Source organism: Shewanella sp. MBTL60-112-B2 (assembly GCF_019655055.1).
Classification (GTDB): Bacteria; Pseudomonadota; Gammaproteobacteria; order Enterobacterales; family Shewanellaceae; genus Shewanella.
The window spans coordinates 15,082-35,498 of the sequence record NZ_BPFA01000005.1 but is presented as its reverse complement, the minus strand read 5'-3'; the positions used below and the strand labels follow the sequence as shown (position 1 = coordinate 35,498).

15 protein-coding genes and 2 riboswitches are annotated in these 20,417 nt (G+C 43.9%); of the genes, 9 read left to right on the top strand and 6 right to left on the bottom strand.

From position 1 onward, the window contains the following. The first annotated feature begins 190 nt into the window (after nt 1–190). Entirely contained in the window at nt 191–1,720 is a 1,530-nt protein-coding gene (locus K5Q73_RS04355) for a TerC family protein (RefSeq protein ID WP_220765373.1), read from the top strand. A 62-nt stretch (nt 1,721–1,782) separates the two neighbouring features. Here the strand turns inward: K5Q73_RS04355 and K5Q73_RS04350 are convergent, their stop codons facing one another. From K5Q73_RS04350 to K5Q73_RS04335, 4 genes are all read right to left on the bottom strand, one after another. After that, nucleotides 1,783–3,153, bottom strand: a complete 1,371-nt coding sequence (locus K5Q73_RS04350) for an NCS2 family permease (protein WP_220765372.1) — start codon at nt 3,151–3,153, stop codon at nt 1,783–1,785. Between the two features lie 122 nt (nt 3,154–3,275). Further along, nucleotides 3,276–3,375, bottom strand: a riboswitch (purine riboswitch). 506 nt (nt 3,376–3,881) lie between these two features. Continuing rightward, a complete protein-coding gene (locus tag K5Q73_RS04345; RefSeq protein WP_220765371.1) occupies nt 3,882–4,133 on the bottom strand; it encodes a DUF2999 family protein in 252 nt (83 codons plus the stop codon). A 166-nt stretch (nt 4,134–4,299) separates the two neighbouring features. Next, nucleotides 4,300–4,881 (bottom strand): GNAT family N-acetyltransferase, encoded by a 582-nt coding sequence (locus K5Q73_RS04340; protein ID WP_220765370.1) that lies wholly within the window; start codon nt 4,879–4,881, stop codon nt 4,300–4,302. Nucleotides 4,882–5,001: 120 nt separating this feature from the next. After that, nucleotides 5,002–5,823: an AraC family transcriptional regulator gene (locus K5Q73_RS04335; RefSeq protein ID WP_220765369.1), complete on the bottom strand. Its 822-nt coding sequence runs from the start codon at nt 5,821–5,823 to the stop codon at nt 5,002–5,004. Nucleotides 5,824–6,051: 228 nt separating this feature from the next. On the opposite strand from K5Q73_RS04335, the gene K5Q73_RS04330 reads away from it, so the two are divergent. Next, nucleotides 6,052–6,732: a Bax inhibitor-1 family protein gene (locus tag K5Q73_RS04330; RefSeq protein ID WP_220765368.1), complete on the top strand. Its 681-nt coding sequence runs from the start codon at nt 6,052–6,054 to the stop codon at nt 6,730–6,732. Nucleotides 6,733–6,796: 64 nt separating this feature from the next. Here the strand turns inward: K5Q73_RS04330 and K5Q73_RS04325 are convergent, their stop codons facing one another. Continuing rightward, nucleotides 6,797–7,828 (bottom strand): HlyD family secretion protein, encoded by a 1,032-nt coding sequence (locus K5Q73_RS04325; RefSeq protein ID WP_220765367.1) that lies wholly within the window; start codon nt 7,826–7,828, stop codon nt 6,797–6,799. Continuing rightward, nucleotides 7,825–8,136, bottom strand: a complete 312-nt coding sequence (locus K5Q73_RS04320) for an Mg2+ and Co2+ transporter (protein WP_220765366.1) — start codon at nt 8,134–8,136, stop codon at nt 7,825–7,827. Before K5Q73_RS04320 ends, K5Q73_RS04325 begins: the two co-directional genes overlap by 4 nt. Nucleotides 8,137–8,574: 438 nt before the next feature. Then, a riboswitch (cyclic di-GMP riboswitch) is annotated at nt 8,575–8,657 on the top strand. Between the two features lie 66 nt (nt 8,658–8,723). Here K5Q73_RS04320 and K5Q73_RS04315 point away from each other — a divergent pair. The 7 genes from K5Q73_RS04315 to K5Q73_RS04285 all read left to right on the top strand — a co-directional run bounded on the left by K5Q73_RS04315 (nt 8,724) and on the right by K5Q73_RS04285 (nt 20,330). Continuing rightward, nucleotides 8,724–10,904, top strand: a complete 2,181-nt coding sequence (locus K5Q73_RS04315; protein ID WP_220765365.1) for an immunoglobulin-like domain-containing protein — start codon at nt 8,724–8,726, stop codon at nt 10,902–10,904. Nucleotides 10,905–11,165: 261 nt separating this feature from the next. After that, nucleotides 11,166–12,341 (top strand): histidinol-phosphate transaminase, encoded by a 1,176-nt coding sequence (locus tag K5Q73_RS04310; protein ID WP_220765364.1) that lies wholly within the window; start codon nt 11,166–11,168, stop codon nt 12,339–12,341. 147 nt (nt 12,342–12,488) lie between these two features. After that, nucleotides 12,489–13,595, top strand: coding sequence for a cysteine synthase A (locus K5Q73_RS04305; RefSeq protein ID WP_220765363.1), 1,107 nt, complete (start codon nt 12,489–12,491; stop codon nt 13,593–13,595). A gap of 354 nt (nt 13,596–13,949) precedes the next feature. Further along, nucleotides 13,950–15,431 (top strand): anaerobic nitric oxide reductase flavorubredoxin, encoded by a 1,482-nt coding sequence (gene norV / locus K5Q73_RS04300; RefSeq protein ID WP_220765362.1) that lies wholly within the window; start codon nt 13,950–13,952, stop codon nt 15,429–15,431. A gap of 4 nt (nt 15,432–15,435) precedes the next feature. Next, complete coding sequence (gene norW, locus K5Q73_RS04295; RefSeq protein WP_220765361.1) at nt 15,436–16,614, top strand: NADH:flavorubredoxin reductase NorW; 1,179 nt, start codon at nt 15,436–15,438, stop codon at nt 16,612–16,614. Nucleotides 16,615–17,056: 442 nt separating this feature from the next. Then, a complete protein-coding gene (locus tag K5Q73_RS04290; RefSeq protein WP_259650831.1) occupies nt 17,057–17,983 on the top strand; it encodes a transporter substrate-binding domain-containing protein in 927 nt (308 codons plus the stop codon). A gap of 1 nt (nt 17,984) precedes the next feature. Beyond that, entirely contained in the window at nt 17,985–20,330 is a 2,346-nt protein-coding gene (locus K5Q73_RS04285; RefSeq protein ID WP_220765359.1) for a bifunctional diguanylate cyclase/phosphodiesterase, read from the top strand. Nucleotides 20,331–20,417: the final 87 nt, after the last annotated feature.

Below are 20,417 nucleotides of genomic sequence, written 5' to 3'. Positions count from 1 at the left end.
TTATCAGGTTTTTCTATTGGAAACATAGGGACGCTTTGTGGTGAAAAATCCAAAGTTAAAGTTTAATTAATTATCGTTTTTGTTAATTCTCCCATATAAATGCGTTTAACTTTTATTAATGCGTTATATTTTGGAGCTATTGACCAAACTGGTGCTAACAGCACCGGCCTTTGGCAAATGAAAACACACGATGGAATTTCTGCTTGAACCCCAAATTTGGATTGGTTTAATTACCTTAATTATTATCGAGATCGTACTGGGTATCGATAACCTCGTTTTTATTGCAATTCTAGTTAAAAAGCTTCCGCCAGAACAAAGAGACAAGGCAAGAACCATCGGATTGTCGCTCGCGCTTATTATGCGATTAGGCCTACTGAGTATTGTGTCTTGGTTAGTCACATTAACTCAGCCTCTGTTCAGTATTTACGATCTCAGCTTCTCAACCCGAGATCTGATTTTAATCACAGGTGGTCTGTTCCTGTTATTTAAAGCAACCCATGAATTACATGAGCGCTTTGAAGGAGATTTGCACCAACAGCAAGGCGCTAATGTCTATGCCAGTTTTGGAGTGATCATCGCGCAGATCTTAGCGCTTGATGCGGTATTCTCACTTGATTCAATTATTACCGCAGTGGGTATGGTCGACAGTTTAACTGTGATGATGATTGCGGTTATCGTGTCTATGATTGTGATGTTGTTAGCGTCTAAGGCGATCACTAACTTCGTTAACGCTCACCCAACGGTTATCGTATTGTGTTTAAGCTTCTTGTTGATGATTGGCTTTATTCTGGTAGCAGAAGGTTTTGGGGTACATATTCCTAAAGGCTACCTATACGCAGCGATTGGTTTCTCAATTTTGATTGAAATGTTTAACCAAATGATTAGCTCAAGCCATGCAAAGCATGCTGAGCGTGTGCCGCTGCGCCAACGTACGACTGAAGCCATTTTCCGCTTGATGGGTAATAAGCATTACAACGTCCATGATGACGACGAAGGCGCAGAGCCTGCGCCTGTTAGCTTTGGAGATGCTGAGCGTGAGATGGTCACCGGTGTATTATCGCTATCAGAGCGTAATGTGCGCACAGTGATGACTCAAAGAAGTGAGACGGTTTGGTTAAATACAGAGGACTGCACCGATAAGATTAAACAAACGATTAAAGACAGTCGCCACCAAAACTTCCCGGTATGCAGTGGCTCGTTAGATAACCTAGTCGGTATCGTGCGCAGTAAAGACTTATTGCTAGGCATTGAAGCGGGTGAAAACCTAGCGGATATCGCAGCCGCTTTCCCTGCCTATATCGTGCCAGATAGCATCAACGTGATTCGTCTACTTGATGGCTTTAGGGAGTCTAGAGCGGGTATGGCGGTGCTTGCCGATGAGTTTGGTAGCATTCAAGGTATTGTGACCCTACACGACTTGCTTGAGTCGATTGTGGGTGAGTTCCCAGATATTGGTGAAACGCCAGAGATCAGTGTATGTAACGACGGCTGGTTGGTTAAGGGGTCTACCTCACTGCATGACTTAGAATCGCGTTTAGAGACCATAGGACTAATCGATAAGCAGCAGGAATACATTACCGTAGCAGGTCTATTGTTGGCAGTGAACTCAACCATTCCTAAGGTGAGTGATGTGGTTGAATTTGCCAAGCTGAAATTTGAAATCGTCGAAGCCGATGACTTTAAAGTGTCCTTAGTTAAGGTGAGTCATTTAGCAAGCTAATTGGTTTAGCGTAAAGAAAAGGGTCTGCATTGCAGACCCTTTTTTATTGCCAGTATCTTATGTTAAAGCATCACTAGATAGGCGATAAAAATCAGTGATAAGCCATAGATAATTGGATGCACTTCAAGGCCTTTACCTGCTACTAGCATAGCAAACGCATAGCTGATAAAGCCCATGGCCATACCGTTAGCCGGTGAGAAGCTTAAAATGGTAAACATTACGGTGAAGAAGGCGGCGATACATGAAGGCTTATGATCCCAATTGATATGACCTAAGCGGCCAACCATGTAAATGCCCACTACGATCATCGCAGGGGCGACAATAGCGGTAGAAAACATAGAGAACACTGGGTAGCAAAATAGTGCCAACAGGAACAAACAGGCAGTTGCCACCGCCGCTAGTCCTGTTTTAGCCCCTTGCGCCGAGGCAATACCCGACTCAGAAAACGCGGTGATAGAAGTGGTGCCTAATACGCTACCAATAACCGTGCCGCCCGCATCCGCCACTAATGCTGAGCGCGCATTGGGTACCTTGCCATCTTTATCGATAATACCTGCATCTTTGCCGACACCGACAATCGTCGATAAGCCATCGAAGAAGTCGACGATAAAGAAAATAATTACGATAAACAGCAGATCAAATAGCTTATCGACGGTTAAAAACTCAAAGTTAAATACCTTACCAAAGCTAGGCTCGATGCTTGGCGGTACGCTAAACCAGTTTTCAGGAATAGGCGCATATTGGGTTCCAAGTACTGCATCACTAATGAGCGTTAAGGTAATCGAGGTCATGAAGGCGATAAAGGTGGCCAGCTTAATATTGCGCACCATGCAGCCGACGGCGACAAATAAACTGATAAAGGCGATGGCAACTTGTGGCTGAGTGATATCTCCCATGCTCACCAGCACCACGGGGTTAGCAACAATAATGCCGGCATTTTTTAAGCCTAAAAAGGCGATGAACAGGCCTAAAGATACTGTGATGGCGAGCTTAAGATCTTCAGGGATCGACTCAATCATCTGTTTGCGGATCTTAGTCATTGAGAAGATCAGATAGACGATACCCGACAAGAAAATTCCGAACAGCGCTTCATGCCAAATCAGCGCCACAGAGCTTGAGGCGAGCATGCCTTTAAAGAAACCATTCATGCTCATCCCTGGCGCAAGCATTACCGGATAATTACCGAAAAAGCCCATGATTAAAGTGGCGAGCGCTGCCGCTAAGGCAGTCGCAGTAAAGATCGCGCCTTTATCCATACCGTCAATGCTGCCTAAGATCGCTGGGTTTACCGCCAGAATATAACTCATGGCTAAAAAGGTAATAAAACCTGCGTATAGCTCGGTGCCAACATTGGCATTACGCTTAGAAAGCTGGAAGGTGTTTTCCATAAAGCGGGACTGTCCCGCACGTAGAAGTAAGCTAGAGATCGCCACTGTGATGCCTTATTTATTGATGCGCTATTGTGTGCATGCGTGAGCACAGGGCTCATGCATTAAGAGTTCAATAAATTTATTGGCGGATACCACTGGGCTGCCAAGTGTTTTAGACCTTTGGCAACGGACGGTGATTGAGCTGTAGTCACAAGATTAGGTCTTGTGGTAGAGACTTCTGGACCAAATTTCCAGCGATATACAGCACAATAAATTGTTGGCGCGGATTGTACGCGGCTGCAGAAACAGCGCAAGCAGCCTGCTAGGAAGTGTGCACTAGCTCAAGCTTTTGTTGTAGTCGAGCGGTAGTCATAAACGGCTGATTTTGCTCTTAGTGAGTGATGATGGCAGTTTATTGAAAAGATGAAATTAGCGCTTTTAGTGATGCTCTAGCGACCATTGCTGAGCCGACACAAATGTATATAGATATTGGTAAGACCAGGAAGTTAGTGATGCCGCAGACGGCTATGATGTGGTTGATGCAGAGCTATTTAGTTTACCTAATGAACTGAATATTCCTACTTTCCCTGAAGCTAAGTTGATTACTGCTAAAGGTGATTAAATAAAGCTGTATTGCTACTGTCTTGAAGGCTTGACTATAGCCTTGAGCGCGCATCAATAGCCTTGTTCGCTAGCTAAATCATCAATAAGTAGACTGCAGTTTAGCCAATAAAAAGAGTAAGCCTAAGCTTACTCTTTTTATTGGCTGTAGACTCGCGTTTGCAGCAGATTTACTTCTGCAGTTGAGCTTTAGCTGCTTCAACTTTAGAAAAGTCTAAGCCTAGCTCTTCAACCGCTTCTTTAATCAAGGCAGGGTTTTGCATCACAAGGCCCATAAGTTGTTGAAGTTTTTCAGGTGGAATACCTAGCTGACCAATTACCGCCATGGCCATCATTGGGTTTTCAGTTAGTGTTTGGAACAGCTCTTTAGCTTGCTCATCACTGACGTTATGTTCTTTTAAGATCGCAAGAATCGGGTTCATTGCCTTACCTTTATGTTGGCTAAAATCAATAGGCCAAGATTTTAACACTCATCACGGTTTTTATACCAAGCTAAATCGACAGTATGCCAAGTTTTACCGATTTCGACTTTGGTAAAGCGCCTTTATAGCAGCGCTGAAGCATTAACTGCGCGGGTAAGAATCATGCTTATAAAGCCTGAAATTGCGCCTTGGTGATGCCGTAATGCACGCGATCGTCAAAGCCATTCGCTAGCTTGTAGTAATCCTTTTGGCTGCCTTCATGGATAAAACCGCACTTTTGCATGGTTTTATATGAGCCGGTGTTACTAATGTGGCAATCGGCAGTCACTTTATGGGCATCGAGCTCACTAAAGGCAAGATGAGTTAAAAACTTGCAGGCCGCAGTGGCAATACCTTGACCCCAAGCGTGCACTGGCAGCTGGTAGCCAACTTCAAAGTTACCAGGCAAAAACATCACCGCAGGCAAGCCAGCCATTCCCATATATTGACCATTAAGATCGCGAATAACGACAGTGATGTTTTCTGGCCATTGGCCTTTGCTAATCGCCTCTGCGGTGTTTTCAATAATCGGGTTAAAGAAGCCTTGGTAAACCTCAACTGGCGATGGTGCGAAAAACAAATACTCTGCGACCTTAGGATCGTCCAGCATGGTGATGATCTCACTCAGATCACTCGCCTTAATTAACTCAATCGTTAGCGAGTCTGTTAATGGGATTGCTTGGCCTAATTTAAATTGTGTAATCGACAATGTTGCTTACCTAAATAATGAATATGCGCCCATCATAGCGTGGCCAATAAGCTAGCGATTGAACATTTGCGACAAGTTTCAGCTAACGTTTGCTCAAACCAATTGCTGCAAACAGCTTTATTATTCAAAGTCGCCATAAATATCGATAACAAGATCCCGTGCGCTGATGTAACCAGCTGGGGTTACGCCTAAGATCTTTTTCATCTGGCGGATCAAATGTGGCTGATCGCTAAAGCCATATTGATCGGCTAAAGCGGCCCAATCTGGATTTAACGGATGCTGGTATAGATGGGTAAACAATGCCTCAAACTTCACTATGGTTTGATATTGCTTAATGCTCAAGCCAACCACTTTGCTAAAGGCACGCTCTAAGGTGCGTTTGGTACAAAAACACTGCTTGGCTAAATGCTCGCTGCTGAGCATGCCATTGCTTTGTTCGATAAAGAGTAAGGACTTTTCAACTAAGTTTACCGTGGGGTCAGACTTTGCGATGGTGAGCAGCGGGCTGAGATCTCGCTCAACCTGCTGTAGCAGTGTTTCTTTATTTGCTTGCGCTATTAAGGCTTGATAGCGTTCAGGCGGCAGTAAATCATCTAGCCAATCTATTTTTACGCATTGGTCGATAACTCCAGCTTGCTGTTGCTTAAGTTGATACAGCGCCGTGGGAGTAAAGCGAAAACCTAAACGGGTCAGTGGCGGTTTATCATCAAGGATCAAAGTCTGAGTATTGGCTGTAAGCAAGTAGCTGCCACTGCCTGAAAACTGAGCTTTAGCACTGGTGTATTGATAGGGCTGTTGGCTGGGCGAAATGATATAATGGGCATTCACATTGGGCACCAGTTGCGGCATGGCATCAATGTTGTCGTCAGCAGAAACATCGAGATACCACACCCAATCAATCAGGTGCTTTAGTGAGTCTATTTGATGTTTCCAAGTGATCATAGCTAGCTCGATAAAAGGCCGTGTTTGAATAATAACAGGCTTTAGAGGTTAGCCTAGGAAGATTTGAAGTGCAGAAAGATGATTTTTGTATATGTATTATGCAGTTAATGCCTTGTTTGTTGATATGTTCTGCAAAAGTTATTCGCCGCTATATAGCTAAACTACTGCCTTAGTTAAGCTACGCGAAATTTATAGCATTCGCTTGGTGTTAGTCAAAAGGTAGTTGGCATGCAAAGATCAGAAGTCAGTATGAATCGGTATTTATCAGGCGTCTTTTTAGAAGACAGGCCTGTAAGCAAACGGGTATTCAATTTAGTGATTGGTTTAGTGCTAATTTGGGGTTTTAGCATTAACTATCTTGCTGTTGCGTATTTCCCAGTTGAAATACTGCAATGGATAAATCCTTGGGTGTTATTGGCAGTTGTGTTTGCTTCATTAATGGCTGGCTGCTTGATTATGCTCAAGTATCCGGTGCCCTTGATTAGTTTTTTAGGCTACAACCTGATGACTTTGAGTATCAGTATTACCTTGAGCCTATTCCTACAAGGATTTACTGCTGCAGAGGTCGCGTTAGCTGTTGAGTACACTGCAGGCATTACCTTACTAATGATTATTACCGCAACGATTGTGCCTAAGCTCTTTGTTAGTTTTGGTAAAGTATTGTGCGTGGTAGGTGGTTGGATCGTGTCAGTTGAGCTGACTTGGTTGCTGTTCTTTGGTCACAGTCACGATATGATCCATTTGATTGCTGCACTGAGCATGTGTGGTTACATTGGTTACACTTGGGCCGTTGCTTGTGAGTACGGTGAAACCTTAGATGAAGCGATAGACTTTGGTGGCATGCTGTATGTGCACATTATTAATTTATTTATGCGTCTTTTGCATCTTATTGAATCACTGCGCTCGTAATTTGGCACGAAATGAGATTGAACAAAAAGCACAGCCTAAGCTGTGCTTTTTGTTTTTGATTGCGTTAAAGCGGATTAAGGTAAGACTTAACCGCGGTTAAGCGCACGGTTGCGCCGCCAATAATGTCGAGAAAGCCTAATATCGACAGAGGTTTATCGGCGCTTATCCATGCTGACCCCGTTGCGCCAATAGGTAACATCGCCATAGTGGCCTCATCAATTTCTAGCACTACGGTGCGGCCAACAGGCATAGAGCCTAAGTTGATATGACGCGATACCATTTGCTCACGGGGTAAGATATCGCCTTGAGCTTCACCTGTGGCTTCAACCTTGCTGTGTACTCTAGCTCTAAAAATCTGCCCCGGGTAAGCATCAATATAAAACTCGGCAAATTGACCTGGTTGAATATAGGCAAAGGATTGATCTGGAATGCGCATTTCGACAAATTTACGCCCAGTATCCCACAGGTGCATTGCACCGACTCTTGAGCCATCGGCGATATAAACATGAGTGACCATGCCGTCAAATGGGGCGCGAACTTCAAGGCGTTTGAGTTCAAATTGTTGCTTACGTAGTTGGGCGTATTGCACCTCAAGCTGAGCGTGTTGCACCTTAAGCTCAGCTTTGATTATCTCTACGTTATCCTCGGCATTTTCTAAGTCGCGCTCGCTAACATGCTCGCCAAGGTTGGCTTTGCGTTGATGAGTACGCTTTGCTTGCGCCAGCTTAACTTCAGTGGCTTCGATGCTGCGTTCAACCTCATTGATGCGTGCATTGATTTCATCGATTGCGCTGCTGACCTTGTCATCGACTAAGGTGTAGAGTAGATCGCCTTTGTTTACCTGCTGGTTATGGTCTATTGCAACTTTATCTATCTGCTGCCCGAATGCAGGAGAGAGGATTGCATGAGGAGCTCTTACCGTCGTTGAGTTGGTCAGATCCGCCGGTGAATAAAAGCGGTGCGCTAAAAACAGTGAGAGTGCAATTAAGCAGCCCACAAACACACTAATAAAATAGTTACGCGGCCTAGACTTGATCACCTTGAACTTGAACAATAACCAGACAATAAAAATATACGGCAGCATTATCTCTTTCATGCGCGTGTCCCTCTAATCCATTCTTGTGCTCTGTCCCAGTCGGTGACGATGGCAATAACAGCCAGTACCCAAAGCGGTTTCCAAAACAGGCCTAACATACAAAGCCAAAAGACTAACTTGGCCTGTCGCATGCCGCGCTCTTTAGCGAGATATTTAGGAAGTGAATGTAGGTGCCATAGCTTTAACGCTAACCAGCTAAAAATACCGATAGTGATTAGGGTGACGACCCACATAAAGGCAACTGAATCAAGAAGTACCATCACACTAGGTAAGTGTTCATAAACTAGGTTGGTTTCATGGATTTTCATTCAACTCTCTTAATCAACGTTTGATCGGTTAAGGCTTAATACGCATGCAATATTAGCGTTTGCTAGCTGAACCAAAGTTGAACTCCTTATCCAGTTATTTGTTAGATAGCGTCAATAAACTGAGTTTTGAGACAAGCACTGCAAAAAGTCGACGAATTTGATTTTATGTAAGTTTTTTGGCATTTCTTTTTAAAAATATATTTTGTTGGTTATTTTTATTGGTTAGAACAGGGTTTTATTGGTCGTGGTGCTAGTTAGATTTTAATTTTGTTTATTTTTATCTGTTTTTTATCAATATGTTGGTTGTCAATATTTTGTCTTTGATGGTTTTATGGGTTTTATAGTTATAAGTTGGTGATTAATCGATATATTTCGATTTACAACATTAGGGTTACAGATAATAATCCGCCAGATCTTACAAGTTGCACTATGTGCACTTGATGATAAAGGCAAAGCCTGTGAAAGCAGGTGACGCAAAGCATCCAGTCTAAGGGGCGACCTATGGCAGTGGCGCTACCACAAGTGACACAGGCCGCATTGCATGCCTGTTTGTTGCTTTTCTATATCTAATGAAAAGGGATAAATACATGAAATCACTAAAAATCAACCTATTAGGTGCTAGTGTTGCGTTAGCTATGGGCGCGTTATCTGCTCCAGCTATGGCTAACGGTAGCGATATGGTTAATCCACAAGCGGGTGTTGTTGTGGGCTATTGGCATAACTGGTGTGCTGGTGGTGGTTACAAAGGTGGCATAGCGCCATGTGTGACATTAGAAGAAGTTGATCCGCAATATAACGTTGTTGATGTGTCATTTATGAAGGTTTATGGCGCTGTAGGCACAATTCCTACCTTTAAATTAGATCCTGCAGTGGGCTTGTCGGAAGCACAGTTTATTGAGCAAATCAGTGAGCTAAACCGTCAAGGACGTTCTGTATTAATCGCATTGGGCGGCGCAGATGCGCACATTGAGCTGCGTAATGGTCAAGAGCAAGCATTGGCTGATGAAATCATTCGTTTAGTCGAAATATATGGCTTTGATGGTTTGGATATCGACCTTGAGCAAGCGGCTGTTACCGCTGCAGACAACCAAACAGTTATTCCTGCTGCGCTGCGTATCGTTAAAGATTACTACCGTGAGCAAGGTAAAAACTTTTTGATCACTATGGCGCCAGAATTTCCATACTTAACAACTGGTGGCAAGTACGTGCCTTATATCACGGCACTAGAAGGCTACTACGATTGGATTAACCCACAGTTTTATAACCAAGGCGGTGACGGTATTTATATCGAAGGCCTAGGTTGGATTGCCCAAAACAACGATAACTTAAAGCAAGAGTTTATTTATCATATCGCTGATGCACTAGCGAACGGTAACAATGGTTTTACTAAGATCCCGCACGACAAACTTGTGTTTGGTATTCCTACTAACATCGATGCCGCAGCAACGGGCTATGTTAAAGACCCACAAAAACTGTACGCTGCTTTTGAACAACTAAAAGCACAAGGTCAACCATTACGTGGTGTGATGACTTGGTCAGTTAACTGGGATATGGGGCAAAACTCAGCGGGTCAGGCTTACAATGAGTCATTCATTAAGGCATACGGTCCGTTTATTCATGGCCAAGATATTTTGCCGCCAGAGCCTGATAACGGTAAACCCATTTTTAATGGGATCAGTAATACTCGGGTTAAGTTAGGTGGCGAGTTTAACTCACTAGCTGGCGTAACCGCGAATGATATGGAAGATGGTGACTTAACATCGTCAATTGAAGTCGAAGGTAACGTAAACACTGACGCACTAGGTTTGTATGCACTAACCTACCGCGTGTCTGATAGCGATGATAATCTGACTGAACAAGTGCGTAGTGTTGAAGTGTATAACACCAAGCCAGAAATCAAAGGCGTAACTAACGCCAGTGTATTCGTTGGTAGTGAGTTTTACCCTATGGCAGGTGTTAGCGCACTTGATGCCGAAGATGGTGACTTAACTGATCATATCGTTATTGAAGGTGATGTTGATACGGATACATTAGGTCAGTATTCACTCACTTACCGCGTAACAGACAGTGCGGGGCAACAAACCATTGCATTGCGAACTGTTACTGTTAAAGAGCAAGGTGCTGTGTGTGAAAACGCATGGGATAAAGCAAAGGTTTACCTTGGCGGTGAAACGGTTAGCTATTCAGGTCAGAGCTGGTTAGCTGGCTGGTGGACTCAAGGTGATGAGCCAGGTACTACAGGCGAGTGGGGCGTTTGGAAATCGCAAGGTGATAGCGACTGTGATGGCGGCTTACCACCAGTGGTTAAACCTACTCTTGATGTAACAGGTATTGCACCCCGTTATGTGCTTGAGCAAGGTAGTGTCACTATCGAGTTTAGCGCTAGCGTTAACCAAACTATGGTGATTAAAGCTAGCTTAGTGCAAGGCAATAACGTATTTGCTAGCACTGAAGTTAATAGCGCAAGCACTTCAGCTATGACTCTGTCTGCGACAGATTTAGTCGCGGGTAGCTATGAAGTCGTGGTTAGCGCCCCTGAGCAAGAGTTAACTCGCCGTACTAGCGTGAGCTTAGTTGAAGAAGATGAAGGTGGTGACTACCCAGCTTACGCTGCAGGCACTCAGTACCAAGCTGGTGATGTTGTGACTAACGCCGGTGGTGTTTATGAGTGTCTACCATGGCCAAACAGTGGCTGGTGTAGCGGTTCAGCAAGTCATTATGCGCCAGGTGTGGGTAGCGCTTGGGCTGATGCTTGGTTCGCTCGATAATCTACTAGATACAATAAGCTAATCGGCTAACCTTATATCGACTAGCTTTAAAGCCCTATCAATTTGATAGGGCTTTTTTGTATCTGTTGTTTGATGTTTAAACAAGTAGCAAGGTATTAGCTAATTTATACATTATTTATATAAGCTTACGGCTAGATTTAAATGTGATCTAGTTAGCAAATTAGCTTTGAAATACTAGCGATGGCGGCTATTTAATATGAATATCCCAGCCATATATTAATTCAATAATTATAACTAAATATGCAGTTAAGTTCTTTTAAGTCAAACTCTTTTAAATTAAGCCGTCGTCAATTTCTTTATGCTGGTGCGGCTGCATCTAGCCTAGCAACGTTAGGTTGTAGCTCACACTCAGCGCCTATCGGAGTTAACCCTACTGTAGCGCCAGGGGTCAATACTGCTGAAGCGATACCGCTTAACTTTAACGAAAATCCATTAGGGCTAGCGCCTAAGGCACAGCAAGCGGTACTTGAAGCATTGCCTAATGCATGGCGTTATCCAGATGCTGCGCGCAGTGATTTGATGGCAACGATTGCCAGCAATTTGTCACTTGAAACCTCGCAGCTTATCTACGGCAATGGTTCATCTGAAGTGTTGAAGATGGCATTGGATGCACTGGTGCAAACTAATACCCAGTTAGTGATGCCAGATCCAAGCTACGGTGTGATTATTGATTACGCTATGGCGCGTGGTGTACCCGTGGTGAAGGTAAAGCTTGATAGCGATTGGCAAACTGATCTTGGCGCGATGAAAGCCAAAGTGGCAGCCCACAATGGTCCGTCGATTGTGTATTTATGCAATCCCAATAACCCAACAGGCTTGTTATTACCCCAAAGCGAACTTAATCAATGGTTAGATCAAGCATCGAGCCAATTAAGCTTTATTGTTGATGAGGCGTACGTGGAATATGTAGCACAGCCGGGATTTGTCTCTGCTATTGAGCGAGTTAAACAAGGGCAAAAGCATATTGTGGTGTGCCGTACTTTCTCAAAGATCTATGCACTCGCGGGTTTACGTGTCGGCTATGGTGTTGCTCATGGCGAGTTGATTAAAGCGATGCAAGCTCAGGCGAGTATTGATAACGCCAACTTAATTGGTTGTGTTGCGGCAAAAGCCAGTCTTGAAAGTCAGCAATGGCTAGATCTAAGTCTTAAGTCAAATGCTCAGGCTCGAGCATTGGTTTATCAGCAACTTACTGAGCTGGGTTTAGATTATCTTCCTAGCGAAACCAACTTTATTTTCCATAAAGTGAATGGCGACAGTGAGCTGTATATGCAGCGGATGCAAAAAGCAGGCATCTTGGTTGGGCGTCCGTTTAATCACGGCGAAGGATGGAATCGTCTTTCAATCGGCACGCCAGCGCAGATGCAATACTTCTGCAAGACTTTGGCAAAGTTCCGCGAGCTAGGCTGGGTGTAGCGCATCACTCAAACTTGCAGCGCGTTCGTGAGATTGGCGAGCGGCTGCTAAGTCCTGAGGTTTGATGGACTTGGCTTTAGTGTTTTCTGTGACTACTATTGTAAAAACTAATATTGTAAAAATTAAGACCATAAAGAGTCCTACCCTATGCCTACTTTATCTAAATCCGATCCAAGCGATTTAACAAGCCCGCCGGTTATTTCTAGCAATGTCACCGATCTTATTGGCAATACCGATCTGCTTAGGATCAATAGTCTAAGTGAGCTGACTGGTTGCGAGATCTTGCTTAAGTGTGAGCAACAAAATCCAGGTGGCTCTATTAAAGATCGCGCCGCCTTGCAGATGGTGCAAGACGCGATCGCCAGCGGAAAATTAAAGGCAGGCATGACGATCGTTGAGGGGACTGCAGGTAATACCGGCATCGGCTTGGCCTTAGTGGCTAAAGCATTAGGTTTTAAGATGCTGGTGGTGATGCCTAAAGGCCAAGCGCCAGAGAAAGAGCAGATGATCAGCTTGTTTGATGCCGAGCTTAAGTTGGTCGATGCCTGCCCGTTTGCTAACCCGGATCATTTCTATCACACCGCTAAACGATTAGGTGAGGCCAACAGCGATTATTGGTGGGCCGATCAATTTGAAAATACCAGTAATTTTAAGGCGCATTACCGTAATACTGGAGCTGAGATCTGGCGTCAAGTTGAAGGCAAGATCGATGCGTTAGTGTCGGTTGCCGGCACTGGCGGCACGATCGCAGGGAACTCGCGCTATTTGTCAGAGCAAAACCCTGAGTTACAAACCTGGCTAGTAGATCCGGATGGTTCAGGGATCTACGCTTATTTAAATGACGGAGAGTACTGCGCAACGGGGAGCTCGTTTACCGAAGGGATCGGTATTATGCGTCTAGTTGAAAACTTCCGTCAGGCCAAGATCGATAAAGCCATTTCTTTACCGGATCGCGATCTAGTGGCCATTGCTCGCCATGTGAGAGAACACGATGGCATTGTGCTTGGCAGCAGCGCCGCGCTTAATGTCGCAGGGGCTTTATACGCTGCAGCTAAAATGGGCCAAGGTAAAACGATTGTGACCTTCTACTGCGATCTCCCTGAGCGCTCAGCATGTAAGCTCTACAACGAACAGTTTCTTAGCGAGAAAGGCTTTGCTGGCGACAGTGAAGCCATCGCGGCGATGTTTACTCGCTACCAAACAGAACCTGCCTCAAAAGTTGTCTCGGTTGATGCCAGTAGCAGGCTTGAGTAAGTCATTGAGCGTACTGGATAAAATCCGCCACAAGATTTATGACTCTGTATCAGCTAAGAAAACTAGCCTCTTCTGAGCGAATATTGTGTGTAAAGCCGTTTGATGGCTTTTAAAAGTGGCCTTTAAAAATAGACTGCTTAGTAAGCTCAGATATTTTCGAGTCAATTACTGTCTTATTGACTGTCCGATATCATTTTGACAGAGATAAATGCTATCAAAAAGACAGCGCCGAATTGATTGGTTTATCATTAAATCTTTTAGAATCAATTAAATAAAATGTTGGCACGTTCGCTGCTATTACAGCTTCAGGTTTAGTGTTAATACACTATTTGAATTTTAGTAATAGGTGGCAATATGACAATCCATGTCAAAAACAACATTCATTGGGTAGGACAACGCGACTGGGAAGTACAGGACTTCCATGGTACCGAGTATAAAATGACTAAAGGGACTAGCTACAACAGTTACCTTATTCGTGAGCAAAAGACGGTATTGATCGATACGGTTGATCATCGCTTTAGTCAGCAGTTTATCCAAAATCTTGAGATGGAGATCGATCTTAATGAGATCGACTACATCGTCATAAATCATGCCGAAGAAGATCATTCTGGCGCCTTAGTTGCGCTAATGGCCAAGATCCCCAATACCCCAATCTACTGCACTGAAAATGCGGTGGACTCAATTGTTGGCCACCATCATCACCCTGAGTGGAACTTTAATGTTGTTAAAACTGGCGATACCTTGGACATAGGTAACGGTAAGCAATTGATCTTTATCGAAGCGCCTATGCTGCATTGGCCTGATAGCATGATGACTTACCAAACTGGTGATGCTGTGCTGTATAGCAATGATGCCTTTGGTCAGCATTATTGCGATGAACGCCTATTTAACGATGAAGTCGATCAAACAGAATTAATGGATCAATGCCTGCGTTATTACTCGAATATCTTAACGCCATTTAGTGCCTTAGTGACTGCGAAGATCCATGAAGTGCTTAGCTTTAATGTGCCGGTCGATATGATCGCCACTTCACACGGTATTGTATGGCGTGATAATCCAACACAGATCATTCACCAATATCTGGAGTGGGCTAATGATTATCAAGAAGATCGCATTACTCTATTCTATGATTCGATGTCGAATAACACCCGTATGATGGCCGATGCGATTGCTCAAGGGATCCATGATGTCGATCCAGCCGTTGCAGTGAAAGTGTTTAATGTATCGCGCCAAGATAAGAATGACATTCTTGCCAGTATCTTTAGATCGAAAGGGATCTTAGTCGGCTCATCGACGATGAACAATGTGATGATGCCTAAAGTGGCTGGCATGCTAGAAGAGATCACCGGTCTACGTTTTAAAAACAAAAAAGCGGCTGCTTTTGGTAGTTTTGGTTGGAATGGCGGTGCGGTTGATAGAATCCATACGCGCTTAACTGATGCTGGCTTTGAAACTACCTATGGCATGAAAACCAAGTGGCGCCCAGATGGCAAAGCCATGCGTGAATGCCGTGAGTATGGCCAACATGTAGCTAAGCAGTGGGCGCTTAAGGACTTGTCTGAACCATTAAAGCAAAACATAGTTAACCGTGAGCCAGCTACAATAGATAGCAGTGTTGAGTCGTTTACGCCAGTGGCTCAAAGTGATGCAAGCGTTGCTGTGCTTGATAGCCAAAAGATGCTATGCACCGTATGTAATTGGGTTTATGACCCCGCTATTGGTGAGCCGAATCAAGATGTCGTCCCAGGTACTACTTGGTCTGATGTGGCTGAAGATTTTCTTTGCCCTGAATGCGGTATTGGTAAAGAAGTGTTTCAACCAATAGCTGGAGCATAACTTGATGAGCGAACAACTTGATGCGCCAATCGTTATCATTGGTAGTGGCTTTGCCGCCTATCAGCTTATTAAGGCCATTCGTCGTAGCGATCAAAGGGTAAAGATCCAAGTTTTTACTGCTGATAATGGCGATGATTACAATAAGCCAGACTTAAGCCATGTGGTGTCTAAACAGCAACTGGCGAGCGATCTGGTGAGAGCGTCTGGTTTAGAGATGGCAGAGCAACTGAATTTTGAGTTGTTTGCTAATACTTTTGTAGATTCAATTGCTCCTGAACAGCAGCAGATCATGGTTGCGGGTAAGGCGTACTCATACGCAAAGCTCGTTATGGCAACTGGGGGTAGGGCTTTTGTGCCACCTATGTCTGGCAACGCTGTGGATCGCATTGTGACACTCAATAGCTTGCAAGAGTATCAAGCCGCTGAGCAAGAGTTAGCATTGGCTAAGCGAGTATTAGTGATAGGTGGCGGCTTGATCGGCAGCGAGTTATCTATGGATCTCGCAACTGCAGGCAAGCAGGTCATCACTGTCGATCCTTGCGAGCAGCTGATGGCCAATTTATTACCGGAATACATTGCCACTGAGCTAAGTAAGCTGATGCAGCAATTAGGCGTACATCTAGCGCTGAATACTAAGGTGACTCGTATCGATTTGAGTAATGATTCGAGTAATAATAGTGGCTGTTTGCAAGTCACGCTGGCAAACGGGGAGTCATTCATTGTCGATACTGTGATTTCTGCCGCAGGTCTACAGGCTAACAGTTTGTTAGCCAAGCAAGCAGGCTTGATGGTTAATCGAGGCATAGTGGTTGATAACCAACTGCAAACTTCGGCAATGGATGTATATGCCTTGGGCGACTGCGCCGAGATTGGTGGCAAGGTGTTAGCGTATTTGCAGCCAGCCTTAGTTTGCGCCAATGCATTAGCTAAAACCTTATTAGGCCATGAGACGGCCGTAGTATTGCCCGCCATGTTGGTGAAGGTTAAAACGCCGCATTATCCCATTCAGTTGGCGGGGCAAGCAGTGCATCAGGTTAATCGCTGGCAGTTAGATATCGATAGCCAAGGAAGTTGTGTACAAGCATTCGATACAGATGAACGCTTGCAAGGTTTTGTGGTTGCAGGGCAACACATGAGTAAGGCTTTTGGCTTGCTTAAGCACTTAGGTAAACCCGTTGCTTAATATTGAACGAGCTAACTGAACCATTAATCTGCCATGTTTCAAATAATCGCCATGGTGCTATATTGCTATCGAAAATCACCATCTAGAGCAATATGAACATTCTTATCGGGTAAGTTTTACGCCCTAAAATAGACTAATAAAAAGCCAGCTTTGCTGGTTTTTTTTATTGTTTTTTTTAACTGCTTATTTTGCTGTCACCTGTCATTTTCTTGACATGTTTTAAGCCTGTTTACAGGTAATCAATAGCTTGTCATTTAGTGTTTATCTATCTGTTTTAAAATGCTAATTTCATTAGTTGTTATGATAAGTAAATAAATACTATCACGATTGCTAAAATTGCTGTCTAAGTCGTGGAATTAACATTGACTCAAGGTATACTCCGTGGACTCAAATTTTACCTAAACGATCTTAAAGTCGTCAGATTTTTATGAAGGTGTTTCAAATGAAATCAAGATTCATCATTCAGCTGGTAATATTCATTTTTTCTGGAGTATTAGCGTCTCAAGTCATGGCAAGGGATTTAGCCGAGATTAAAGCTGAGGGGGTATTACGCCATCTTGGTGTGCCCTATGCTAATTTTGTGTCTCAATATTCAGAAGGCAATAAAATCACCCATAGCGGCCTCGATATTGAGCTGATGCAAAACTTTGCCGATTATCTTGGCGTGGAATATGAGTTTGTACCAGCCAAATGGACCGATGTTTTTGGTAAGTTGACTGGGCGTAATGGCCAATTTATTAATAACCAGGTGGTTTATGGCGAGTCTGAGCCGATAGTTGGTGATGTAATAGCCAACGGCCTGACTATCTTGGATTGGCGTGAAGAGTTAGTTGATTTTTCCGATGACTACTTCCCCTCTGCGGTATGGCTTGTTGCGCGTACGAGTTCCGATCTTAACCCTATTACGCCAACAGGCTCTACACCTGAGGATGTCGCTCTGGTGAAAGATTTGCTGAAACAGCGTGATATCCTGGCAATGAAGCAGTCTTGCCTTGATCCCGATCTTTACAATCTTTATGCGACTCAAGCCAATGTGATTTTGCCAGTGAAACAATTGCAGCTCAATGAGATGGTGCCTTTCCTGCTGAGTATAGAAGCAGAAGCGACCTTATTAGATGTGGCTGATTCTCTGATAGCGATAGAAAAATGGCCAAATGCAATCAAGATAATCGGCCCAATTTCTGAAGATCAGAGAATGGCGATAGGCTTTCGTAAGGACTCGCCTCAACTGAGGAAAGCCTTTAATGAATATCTGAAAATGATCCGCGGGGATGGTAGCTATAACAAGTTAGTGAAAAAACATTACCCGACGGTTTTTCATTATTATCAAAAATATTTCGAACAAGCTGTAGTAGAAACTTACCAGTAACATGAAGCACTTTAAATGGTTTAACAGCAAGACCGCGATCATCATTGCGGGCATTTTATTGAGTGGTTATTTAATCCTTATTTTGACTGTAACTAACTTAGGTCAGAGTCGTTTAAAAGAGTCACAAAATAGCGAACTTAATTTACGTGTGAGTAATTACACCGAAAACTTGAGTTTTTTCTTCGATGCCAGTGAAAAGAATATTGCCAATCTGAGTCAGAAGCGTGACGTTAATACCTATTTTTCAAATTTAGCCGCGGGTATGTCGTTGCAATATGGACTGGGTTCGAGTTTATTTAGTCTTACTCAGATGATAGAGAACTTCAGCCAATTAAATATGATGGATGATCAGCTGATCTATACCAGAGTAATGATTGTCGGGATGGGGCAAACAGTTATTGTTAATACTCGGCCTGAGGTAGCGTTTGATATTAAGCAACTTCCTTTAAAAGAGATGGAAACCAAAAGCCATAAACTGCACATAGTGAAAGGTGTCGATGGCCCTGTTATTCAGTTGCTGCAGACCATTTATCACCAAAATAAACCGGTTGCGATTCTAGTGGCCAGTTTAAACACAGAGCTGCTGATTAAACTGCTCTCGACCCAAGAGCATCTCGACAGTGGCAGTTGCTTAACTTTGGTCACTCCAATTGGAGACATACTGGTTTGGAACTCTCTACAAGGTTGTGCATCTGATGTAGCACTTGGTAAGACTCGTTATTACAGCGATAATGCTAGCATCATCTACTTTGAGAAAAAGGTCGGTTCAACGTCACTGGTGTTAGAAAGTTGGTTTAAGCCAGTTAGTGAGCAAGATATTTTCACTTCTACGTGGTTTATCGTGGGAATTTCTTTGTTGGCACTGCCGGTATTCCTAGGGCTTATTTATCTGATGCGGGTGAATAACGCCAATTTAGTGTTACAGACCCAGGTGGAGTTATCTTCAGAACAACAACAAAAACTGGCGATGCAAAATACTCAGTTACATGAAGAGATCTCTAAGCGTAAGGAGTCTGAAAGCAAGCTGGAATATCAGGCGACTCATGATGAATTAACCAATCTAGCCAATCGTACTCATGGCATGGCTCGCTTGCAGGAGTTGATCCGCAGAGCCGATGTGAAACAGACTAAAATTCTGTTGCTGTTTATCGACCTCGATAACTTCAAGCAGGTCAATGATACAGTGGGGCATCACGCCGGAGATCTGTTATTAAAGCAAGCTAGTAAGCGGCTACTCAAGTCAGTTCGTACCAGTGATATTGTGGCTCGCTTAGGTGGTGATGAGTTCTTGGTGATAGTGCCGGAGATCCAGCATCAAGACTCAGCCAAGTTAGTGGCGAGTAGTATTTTATCTGTGTTTGAAAAGCCATTTCGCATTGAGCAGCAAGAGTTTTTTGTCTCGGCAAGTATCGGTATGTCTGTTTACCCTAAAGATGGAACCAATGCTTCGACATTACTGAAACGCGCAGACACGGCGCTTTACAGCGTAAAAGATATGGGCAGAAATGGTTTTAATTTTTACGATGAGCAGATGAACCTTGATGTGCAGCGTAGTTTTGCCCTCAACGTACGTTTACATCAAGCTTTGCAACAAGGTGATATTGAGATCTATTACCAACCTATCTTAGATCTCGTCAGCCGTAAGATCGTCGCCGCCGAAGCGCTTATGCGCTGGACCGACAGTGAACTGGGTTTTGTTTCGCCGGAGGATTTTATCCCTTTGGCGGAGAAAAATGGTTTAATCCACCGTCTCGGTGACATTGTTTTGCTGGAGGCCTGTACTCAAGCTGCTGCATGGCAGTTGATTAGCCCAATTAAGATAGCCATCAACTTCTCTAGTGTGCAATTTAGGTATTGTGAGGCGTTGCAGGCGCGTATTGTCGATGTGTTGGTGCAAACAGGCCTTCCTGCTAGTCAGCTGGATATGGAGGTCACCGAGAGCCTCTTGATAGAGCAAGATAATGCCTTGATGCAGATGCTTGCTTATCTTAAGCAGCTCGGCATAGGCCTATCTATTGATGATTTCGGTACAGGTTATTCGGCGTTAAGTTATTTGCAGAAGTTTTCGTTTACTAAGCTGAAAATTGATCGCGCCTTTATCAATAAGATGACAACGAGCTCATCTGATGCATCCTTGGTATCGGCGATACTGGCGATGGCTAAATCGTTAAAACTTAAGGTAGTTGCCGAGGGAATTGAAAACGATGAGCAAGCGCTGTTTTTACAGCAACATAATTGTGAGTATGGTCAGGGATATCTATTTAGTCGTCCTGTTCCGGCAGAAGAGTTTACCCAGTTGCTGCTTCGAGATCAGCAGGATGCCGGTTTTGCTGAACAAATGGAGTGAGTCAGTTAGCCAAGGCTAATTGTTAGATGACAAGATAAAAAAACGGCCCAGTTTTTTATGTAAATCATAACAACTGGGCCGTTTTTA

Coding starts and splice junctions, on each gene's coding strand:
- norV (WP_220765362.1), top strand. CDS start 13,950: ATGACAATCCATGTCAAAAACAACATTCATTGGGTAGGACAACGCGAC.
- K5Q73_RS04310 (WP_220765364.1), top strand. CDS start 11,166: ATGCAGTTAAGTTCTTTTAAGTCAAACTCTTTTAAATTAAGCCGTCGT.
- K5Q73_RS04335 (WP_220765369.1), bottom strand. CDS start 5,823: ATGATCACTTGGAAACATCAAATAGACTCACTAAAGCACCTGATTGAT.
- K5Q73_RS04315 (WP_220765365.1), top strand. CDS start 8,724: ATGAAATCACTAAAAATCAACCTATTAGGTGCTAGTGTTGCGTTAGCT.
- K5Q73_RS04330 (WP_220765368.1), top strand. CDS start 6,052: ATGCAAAGATCAGAAGTCAGTATGAATCGGTATTTATCAGGCGTCTTT.
- K5Q73_RS04320 (WP_220765366.1), bottom strand. CDS start 8,136: ATGAAAATCCATGAAACCAACCTAGTTTATGAACACTTACCTAGTGTG.
- K5Q73_RS04325 (WP_220765367.1), bottom strand. CDS start 7,828: ATGAAAGAGATAATGCTGCCGTATATTTTTATTGTCTGGTTATTGTTC.
- K5Q73_RS04285 (WP_220765359.1), top strand. CDS start 17,985: ATGAAGCACTTTAAATGGTTTAACAGCAAGACCGCGATCATCATTGCG.
- K5Q73_RS04345 (WP_220765371.1), bottom strand. CDS start 4,133: ATGAACCCGATTCTTGCGATCTTAAAAGAACATAACGTCAGTGATGAG.
- K5Q73_RS04355 (WP_220765373.1), top strand. CDS start 191: ATGGAATTTCTGCTTGAACCCCAAATTTGGATTGGTTTAATTACCTTA.
- K5Q73_RS04305 (WP_220765363.1), top strand. CDS start 12,489: ATGCCTACTTTATCTAAATCCGATCCAAGCGATTTAACAAGCCCGCCG.
- K5Q73_RS04290 (WP_259650831.1), top strand. CDS start 17,057: ATGAAATCAAGATTCATCATTCAGCTGGTAATATTCATTTTTTCTGGA.
- norW (WP_220765361.1), top strand. CDS start 15,436: ATGAGCGAACAACTTGATGCGCCAATCGTTATCATTGGTAGTGGCTTT.